This window comes from Mycoplasma procyoni, from assembly GCF_017052595.1.
Lineage (GTDB): Bacteria > Bacillota_I > Bacilli_A > Mycoplasmatales > Metamycoplasmataceae > Mesomycoplasma_A > Mesomycoplasma_A procyoni.
In genome coordinates, this window is record NZ_JAFIDB010000015.1 from 1 (window position 1) to 7,889 (window position 7,889).

Annotated in this window: 7 protein-coding genes and 5 tRNA genes; 11 read left to right on the plus strand and 1 reads right to left on the minus strand. The window is 29.9% G+C overall.

Annotated elements, in window-relative coordinates; genetic code table 4:
• Positions 1 to 435 precede the first annotated feature (435 nt).
• The 11 genes from JV122_RS04070 (at position 436) to dnaK (ending at position 6,652) form a co-directional block, all read left to right on the plus strand.
• Complete coding sequence (locus tag JV122_RS04070) at positions 436 to 831, plus strand: hypothetical protein (protein WP_205843240.1); 396 nt, start codon at positions 436 to 438, stop codon at positions 829 to 831.
• A 243-nt stretch (positions 832 to 1,074) separates the two neighbouring features.
• Positions 1,075 to 1,149 (plus strand) — tRNA-Asn (locus JV122_RS04075).
• 4 nt (positions 1,150 to 1,153) lie between these two features.
• Positions 1,154 to 1,229: transfer RNA gene (locus JV122_RS04080), tRNA-Glu, on the plus strand.
• Between the two features lie 7 nt (positions 1,230 to 1,236).
• Positions 1,237 to 1,312: transfer RNA gene (locus JV122_RS04085), tRNA-Val, on the plus strand.
• A gap of 1 nt (position 1,313) precedes the next feature.
• A tRNA-Thr gene (locus JV122_RS04090) sits at positions 1,314 to 1,389 on the plus strand.
• Positions 1,390 to 1,453: 64 nt separating this feature from the next.
• Positions 1,454 to 1,538, plus strand: a tRNA-Leu gene (locus JV122_RS04095).
• A gap of 68 nt (positions 1,539 to 1,606) precedes the next feature.
• A complete protein-coding gene (gene truB, locus JV122_RS04100; RefSeq protein WP_205843241.1) occupies positions 1,607 to 2,452 on the plus strand; it encodes a tRNA pseudouridine(55) synthase TruB in 846 nt (281 codons plus the stop codon).
• A gap of 1 nt (position 2,453) precedes the next feature.
• Complete coding sequence (locus JV122_RS04105; RefSeq protein WP_205843242.1) at positions 2,454 to 3,254, plus strand: YcsE-related riboflavin metabolism phosphatase; 801 nt, start codon at positions 2,454 to 2,456, stop codon at positions 3,252 to 3,254.
• 2 nt (positions 3,255 to 3,256) lie between these two features.
• The gene (locus tag JV122_RS04110; protein WP_205843243.1) at positions 3,257 to 4,096 is read left to right on the plus strand and encodes an FAD synthase; all 840 of its coding nucleotides are present in this window, start codon (positions 3,257 to 3,259) and stop codon (positions 4,094 to 4,096) included.
• Between the two features lie 120 nt (positions 4,097 to 4,216).
• Positions 4,217 to 4,723: an adenine phosphoribosyltransferase gene (locus JV122_RS04115; RefSeq protein WP_205843244.1), complete on the plus strand. Its 507-nt coding sequence runs from the start codon at positions 4,217 to 4,219 to the stop codon at positions 4,721 to 4,723.
• A 138-nt stretch (positions 4,724 to 4,861) separates the two neighbouring features.
• Entirely contained in the window at positions 4,862 to 6,652 is a 1,791-nt protein-coding gene (gene dnaK / locus JV122_RS04120; RefSeq protein WP_205843245.1) for a molecular chaperone DnaK, read from the plus strand.
• Positions 6,653 to 6,766: 114 nt separating this feature from the next.
• Here dnaK and JV122_RS04125 read toward each other — a convergent pair whose 3' ends face one another.
• Positions 6,767 to 7,696: an HAD family acid phosphatase gene (locus JV122_RS04125; RefSeq protein WP_240463553.1), complete on the minus strand. Its 930-nt coding sequence runs from the start codon at positions 7,694 to 7,696 to the stop codon at positions 6,767 to 6,769.
• Positions 7,697 to 7,889 lie beyond the last annotated feature (193 nt).

A 7,889-nucleotide genomic window follows, 5' to 3' on the forward strand; every position in this document is an offset into this window, starting at 1 on the left:
GACATTTTTTCCTTTCTTTTTTGCCCGGCAGGCCCGCCGCCCCTCCCCCTAGGGGGAGGGCTTAAGTAACCATAAAGTGGAACAAAAAAACTTAACAATGTGTTGTTAAGTTTTCTGTCCCACTTTATCTCGTTTATATTTTGTTTGGCTTTGTAGGATTAACTATTTCCGTTATATTTTTATTTTCAACATTACTACTTTATTTTAATATAGATAGTTCTCTTTTTGGCATGACTATTGGTGCTTTTATAATAGTTTATATTATGATAGTTTTTCTATATCTTTCTTTTGTGTTTATTTTAATGGATTGTTATTTGGATAAAAAACCCGTAAAAACAAAATGATTCTGAATAATTAGATTTTCTGTTTATGGTTCGTCTTTATTTTTTATATTACTCATATTGGGATATTTTATTTACTTTTTAACATAGTAAAATGAAAAAAATAATTTCTTTAATATCATTCTGTATAATTCCTATTCTATCATCTTGTAATGGGGTCTCGAAAATAGCTTCGCCAGAAATATTTAAAAGAGAATATAATGATCGTTTTGAATTCAGTTTTAATTCATCTGAAAATGTTGAAAAATATTCTAGCATTCAATTGTATTATAAAGAAATAGATGATCCTGAAGGAAAAACTCTAATGTGTGTAGAAAATGAAAAAGAAAAAACAACCCTATCCGATTTTAATGGAAGAGTTCTTTTTAAAGTTAAAAAAGAACGCTTAGTAAAAGGAATTGTATATAAAATCGAAAAAATTATTTTTAAACGTCATAATAATGAATACGAATATAAGTTTAAACATACAATTACCTTCGTAAAAAACTAAACAATCATAATCTCAAAACTAACCAAATAGATAAAGACTCAAATTGAGTCTTTTTCTTTTATATAGAGAATAAAAATTAACTTTTTAACAAAAACAAAAGAAATATATGTAAATTTGTATGAAAAAAAATTTTTTATGTTAAGATATATAGGCAAACAAGCAAAAAAGATAATTAAAAATAATTTAAAAAAATATTTGTATTTTTTATAAAAAAGTGTATAATATTATAGCAATTACCAAAATGCCGATTTAGCTCAGCGGTAGAGCAGCTGGCTGTTAACCAGTTGGTCGCAGGTTCGATCCCCGCAATCGGCGCCATTTTGGCCCATTGGTGAAGCGGTCAACACACATGGTTTTCATCCATGCATTCACGGGTTCGAGTCCCGTATGGGTCACCATTTTTTCGGAAGATTAGCTCAGTTGGGAGAGCATCGCCCTTACAAGGCGAGGGTCGTGGGTTCGAGCCCCTCATCTTCCACCATGCCGTCTTAGCTCAGCAGGCAGAGCAACTGACTTGTAATCAGTAGGTCGTAGGTTCGATTCCTATAGACGGCACCATTATATGTTTCTGCGGCATTCTATTTAGAAAAAGGTTCGATTCCTTTGAAACATACCTATCTATGCGCGAGTGGTGAAATTGGCAGACACGCTAGATTTAGGCTCTAGTGCTTTACGGCGTAAGGGTTCAAGTCCCTTCTTGCGCACCATATAATTTTAAAAATTACCAGCAAAAACGTTTTGTTTTTGCTTTTTTATACACTATTAAGGCAAATATATGATTAAACTTATTTATAAAGAAAAAGGCATTTCATCTTTTCAAAAGATACGGCAATTTGCAAAAGAAAACAATATAAAAAAAATCGGTCATTCAGGAACTTTAGATCCTCTTGCTACTGGTTTATTACTTGTTGCTACTGATGATGATACAAAATTATTAGACTATATAGACAAAAATACAAAAGCTTACATTGCTACAATGCAATTTGGATACAATTCTAACACATTAGATTGCTGTGGAGATATAGAAAAATCATCTAAATACAGAAAAATAACAGAAAAAGAGGTTCATAAAGCTTTTGAACATTTTTGTGGTAAATACAAGCAACTACCTCCTCAATTTTCGGCAAAAAAAGTAAATGGAGTTAGGTCTTATGAATTAGCAAGAAAAGATATTGCAGTAGAATTAGAACCTGTTGAAGTTGAAATAAAAGACATAAAATTACTGGAATTTGATGAAAATATGAACACAGTAAAATTTGAAGTCGAAGTTTCAAGAGGAACTTACATCAGAAGCTTAATTAAAGACATTGCAGCTTTTTTAAAAACAGATGCAATAATGATTGCTTTAGAAAGACATAAAATAAATAACTTAGGTTTAGAAGACTTAAAAAGAGAAAAAATAAGTCCTCTGGAGCTTATAAATGCTAATAAAATAGAAATCACAGAAGCAGAACTAAAAACCTTATTAAAGGGATTATCCTTTATAAAAGAATATTCTGACACAGATGAAATAATGCTTATATACAATAAAAACATAGTTGGATTTGCAACTATTAAAGATAAAAAAGTAAAAACAAAAAAATTATTTGGAAACAAAATAAACAAAATTCTAGGAGACTAAAATGAAAAATAAATATAAATTAGTTTCATTCGATTTAGATGGAACAATTCTACCTTACACACAAAAAACTTTTGGACCAGAAGTTTTATGAATGTTAAAGAGATTAAAAGAAGAAAATAAATATGTAGTGTTTTGTACAGGAAGAGAAATGATTACAATTGGTTCTTTATTAGATGAAGCACCAGTTGATTATTTCTTAGGAGCTAACGGAGCTTTTATTTATGATGTAAAAAACAAAAAAATGCTATTTGAAGACTTAATTTCACACAATGACTTTCAAATTTTAAGTGATTACCTAAAAGAAAGAAAATGTGACCACAGTGTTATGAGTGAAGAATATGGTTTCTTTTCAGATGGGCATGACTTTGATAACTGATTCTTAAGAGATCATACTCATAAATTTAAAAACCTTTCTGAACTAAATTGAGATAAAGATTCTTTACACATCATAACTGTTAAAACAAGTAATCCGCAAATTATTGTTGATGTTGAAAAATTTATGAAAGAGAAAAACTTAAATTTAGAAATTAACTCAACTTGATCAAAAGGTTTCTTTATCGCAAACAAAAACAGCAATAAAGCAGAAGGATTGAGACAACTTGGAAAAATCATTAATGTTGATTTATCTGAAATGATTGCTTTTGGAGATAGCTCAAACGACTTTGAAATGATTAAAGAAGTTGGTTATGGAGTTGCCATGGGTGATGCAGATGACTTCGTTAAAGAAGTAGCTAAAGATATAGCTCTAACAGCTCCAGAAAATGGTGCTGTTGAAAAACTTAAAGAACTTGGTATCATTTAATAATGACAAAAGTTTTTGATTTTAATAAAAACATAGAACCTGAAACTGAATTAAAAGATTCAGTTTTTATTTTAGGTTCATTTGAAGCAATTCACAAAGGACACCAACAACTTATAGATATCGCTAAACAAAACGGTGATGCTGTAACTTTGATGATGATCTCAAATCCTCAAGTTCTTCCAAAAAGCAAAGATAAAGCATTTATGGATCTTAAATCAAGAATCCAAATGGCTGCTAATTTAAAAGTAGATAATATACTTTTAATTGAATTTAATGAATACACAAAAAATTTAGAAGGTGAGAGATTTTTAGAAATCTTAAAACAATTAGGAGCTAAATATTTTGTTGCGGGTTCTGATTTTAAATTAGGAAAAGGCGGAAAAACAACAGCTCAAGACATAAAAAACCTTTATAAAGATTCTATAATAGCTGATTTTGTTACACAAAACAGTTCCAAAATTTCAACCTCTTTATTAAAAGAAAACCTCTTTATTTCTAACTTTAAATACATAAATGAAGTATTGGTTCAACCATATTTAATGAATGTAAAAATTGATTTTAGAAAGCAAATTTATTTTAGTGAAGATCTAATGGATTTAGTTCCTGGAATTTATTATTGCAAATTCATTTACAATAATAAAAAATATCTTTGCTATTTACATATAAGTTACAAAGATCAAAAAGTTAAGATTTATTTCTTAAATTTAGATATTGAAATCGAAGATATAATTGAGGGATACATTGAAATTTTAGACACAAAAAGAATAATCGTTTCAGAGCAAAACGACAAAGTTTTTGATAATGAAGCGCAAGAAATTGAAGATTTTTTTGTTTCTTTATAGCAACAAAAAAACCAAAAATACAGAAAAAATGGGGAGTTTTGATAAAAAACTCCTTTTTATTTAACTTTTAAGCTTGCAATTTAAACAAAAATGTTAATAATTTTATATAATTTTAAAGATATGGAATTAATTAAATATATAAGAGATGTACAAGATTTTCCTAAAAAAGGAATTTTATTTAAAGACATCTCACCATTATTAGCTAATGGTAAAGTATTAAGATATGTAATAGATAGAATGGCAGAACTTTCTAAAGACGCCGATATTATTATTGGACCAGATGCCAGAGGGTTCTTATTTGGAACACCTGTTGCTTCTACTTTAGAAAAACCTTTTATAATGGTTAGAAAACCAAATAAACTTCCAGGAGAAGTTGTATCAATGGAATATGACTTGGAATATGGCACAAACACTTTAGAAGTTCAAAAAGGAATGATTAAACCAGGACAAAAAGCAGTAATTATTGATGATGTTTTAGCAACTGGAGGAACTACAAAAGCAATTATTAAGCTTGTTGAGTCTCAAGGAGCTTCTGTAGAAAAAATCGTTCTTTTAATGGAACTAGAAGAACTAAACGGAAGAGAAATGCTTTCACCTTATAAAGTAGAATCATTAATTAAAATTTAACAAATGCAGCAGTTGTTGCATTTTTTTATTTGCCAAAATCAATAAAAAATAAAAATTGGCACTTTTTTGTTGCGAGTGCCAATTTTTGTGCTATAATATTTTTATCAATTTAAAAAAATAGATAAAAGAGGTATAAAAATGGCAAAAGAAATCATTTTAGGTATTGACCTTGGGACAACTAACTCAGTTGTTTCTATAATAGAAGATAAAAAACCAGTTGTTTTAGAAAATCCAAACGGAAAAAGAACTACACCTTCTGTAGTTTCATTTAAAAATGGAGACATCATCGTTGGAGATGCTGCTAAAAGACAACTTGAAACAAACCCAAACACAATTGCATCTATTAAAAGATTAATGGGTACAACAAAAACAGTAAAAGCAAACGGAAAAGACTACAAACCAGAAGAAATTTCAGCAATGATTCTTTCTTATTTAAAAGAATATGCAGAGAAAAAAATCGGTAAAAAAGTTTCTAAAGCTGTTATTACAGTTCCTGCTTATTTTGATAACGCAGAACGTGAAGCTACAAAAACAGCAGGTAAAATTGCTGGATTAGAAGTTTTAAGAATTATTAACGAACCTACAGCAGCTGCACTTGCTTTTGGTTTAGATAAAACAGATAAAGAGATGAAAGTTCTTGTTTATGACTTAGGTGGAGGAACATTTGACGTTTCTGTTCTTGAGTTAGCTGATGGTACTTTTGAAGTTCTTTCAACAAGTGGAGATAACAGACTTGGTGGAGATGACTGAGATAACGAAATCGTTAAGTGATTAATTGAAAAAATTAAAACAGAATACAAATATGATCCTGCTAAATTAGACAACATGGCAAAATCACGTCTAAAAGAAGCTGCTGAAAAAGCAAAAATTGCTCTTTCAGAACAATCTGTAACTTCAATTGATATTCCTTTCTTTGGAATGTCTGAAACAGGAGAACAAATCAACGTTGAATTAGAACTTAAAAAATCTGAGTTTGAAACAATGACAGCAAAATTATTAGACAGAACTAGAAAACCTATCATGGATGCTCTAGAACAAGCTGGGTTAGAAGCTAAAGATTTAGATGAAATCTTATTAGTTGGTGGTTCAACAAGAATGCCTGCTGTTCAAACAATGATTGAACACACATTAGGTAAAAAACCAAACAGAACAATTAACCCAGATGAAGTTGTAGCTATTGGTGCTGCAATTCAAGGTGGAGTTCTTGCTGGAGAAATTGATGATGTTCTATTATTAGACGTTACTCCTTTAACATTAGGTATTGAAACAATGGGAGGAATTGCAACTCCTTTAATCCCAAGAAACACAACTATTCCTGTAACAAGATCACAAGTGTTCTCAACAGCCGCAGATAACCAACCAGAAGTAACAATTTCTGTTGTTCAAGGTGAAAGACAAATGGCTGCTGACAACAAAGTGTTAGGAACATTTAACCTTTCAGGAATTGAACCAGCTCCAAGAGGAGTTCCTCAAATCGAAGTTTCATTCTCAATTGATGTTAACGGTATTACAACTGTAACAGCAAAAGACAAAAAAACAAACAAAGAACAAACAATTACTATCCAAAACTCTTCAACTCTTTCAGAAGAAGAAATTCAAAGAATGGTAAAAGAAGCTGAAGAAAACAGAGAAGCAGATCTTAAGAAAAAAGAAAAAGTTGAAACATCAGTTAGAGCAGAAGGATTAATTTCTCAACTTGAAAAATCTCTTGTTGAAAATGGAGACAAAGTTGATGAAAAACAAAAAGAAACTGTTCAAAAACAAATTGACGAACTAAAAACTTTATTAAAAGAAGAAAAATTCGATGAACTAAAAATTAAATTAGACCAAATCGAACAAGCTGCTCAAGCCTTCGCTCAACAATCAGCAAACAACCACTCAAACTCAAATGATTCAACAAATGTTGAAACAGAAATCAAAGAAGACTAAAAACAAAAATCTCTCTTAAAAAGAGAGATTTTTTCTTTTCATTTAAGCGATTAAAAGCAAAGAAAAAATCTAAAATACAGGAAATTTGTGTATTTTAGATTTTTAGTAGTTAAATTATTTTCATTTTAGAGCATCAAATGCTTTTTTAAGTGCCTCTGCTTGTTTGTCTGGAGTTAGAGAGTAGTATTTTTCTGCAAGTCCTGCTTCTCAACCACCATAAGATGAATTACCACCAATTAAAACATAACTTTCTGCTCATGTTTCATCAGCTTTTGTAACTTTACCATCTGTTCCTTTTGTGTATTTAACACCTTTTGTATTAACATCAAAGTTACCAAATAGTTTGTGAGTATCATCTAATACTTTGTTTCTTTCTGGGTTTAGTTTATCTTTTGAAGCGATGTCATTGAAGTCATCGAAGTTGTCTCCAACTCTCATTACAACTTTAAATGAAACTGCGTTTGCACCTTCTGTTTCAGCTGATAAGTCTCATTTTTTATCTGAACTTACAAGGTTCATTCTTTCTTCTTTATAAGATTTAACTCTTTTACCTTTGTCATCTTTTTTGATGTTGTCTCAAGGTTTATCTTTAGAAAGATCAACTCCTTGCATTCATCAAATTCATTTTGGCATATATTTAGCATCTAATCCTTGTGCTACAAGGTTTTCTTTTGTTGGAGTTAGTTGATTTTCTTGTTCTCTGTTTGAGTTAAACATTACAACCCCACCTTTTGATCAAACGTGTTTAATAAATTCAATTGCTCCAGCAATTTTAACTGCTTTTTTGTCTTGAACAAAAGCGTCTCAAGTTTCTGCACTAAATGATTTTTTGTTTAATACTAATCAGTTTTGGTAAGCGTAGTTATTTAAAACTGTTTCATCAATATCCATGAATACAACAGGAATTGATTTACCTTCAGAAGTATTTTTTACTGTTACTTTATCTCCTTCAACTTTAACTTTGTCTTTTTCAAAAATAGATGATTGTCCATCTACTAGTGCGTCATATTGTTTAATAGCTGAGTTATATAAAGTATAAGCCATAGCATCTTTTTCAGCTGATACTGAGTTTCAAACGTTTGATAATCATCTTTGGTTATCAACAACGTATTTCCTGTGTTTCCCAGTTTTTAATACAAATTCCTAATAGTTTAGGAATTTTTTTATACCCTATATTTATTACATAAATATAGGCAAACAAAAACTTTTTTTACTTTTTTCTTGCTTTTTCTTGCCT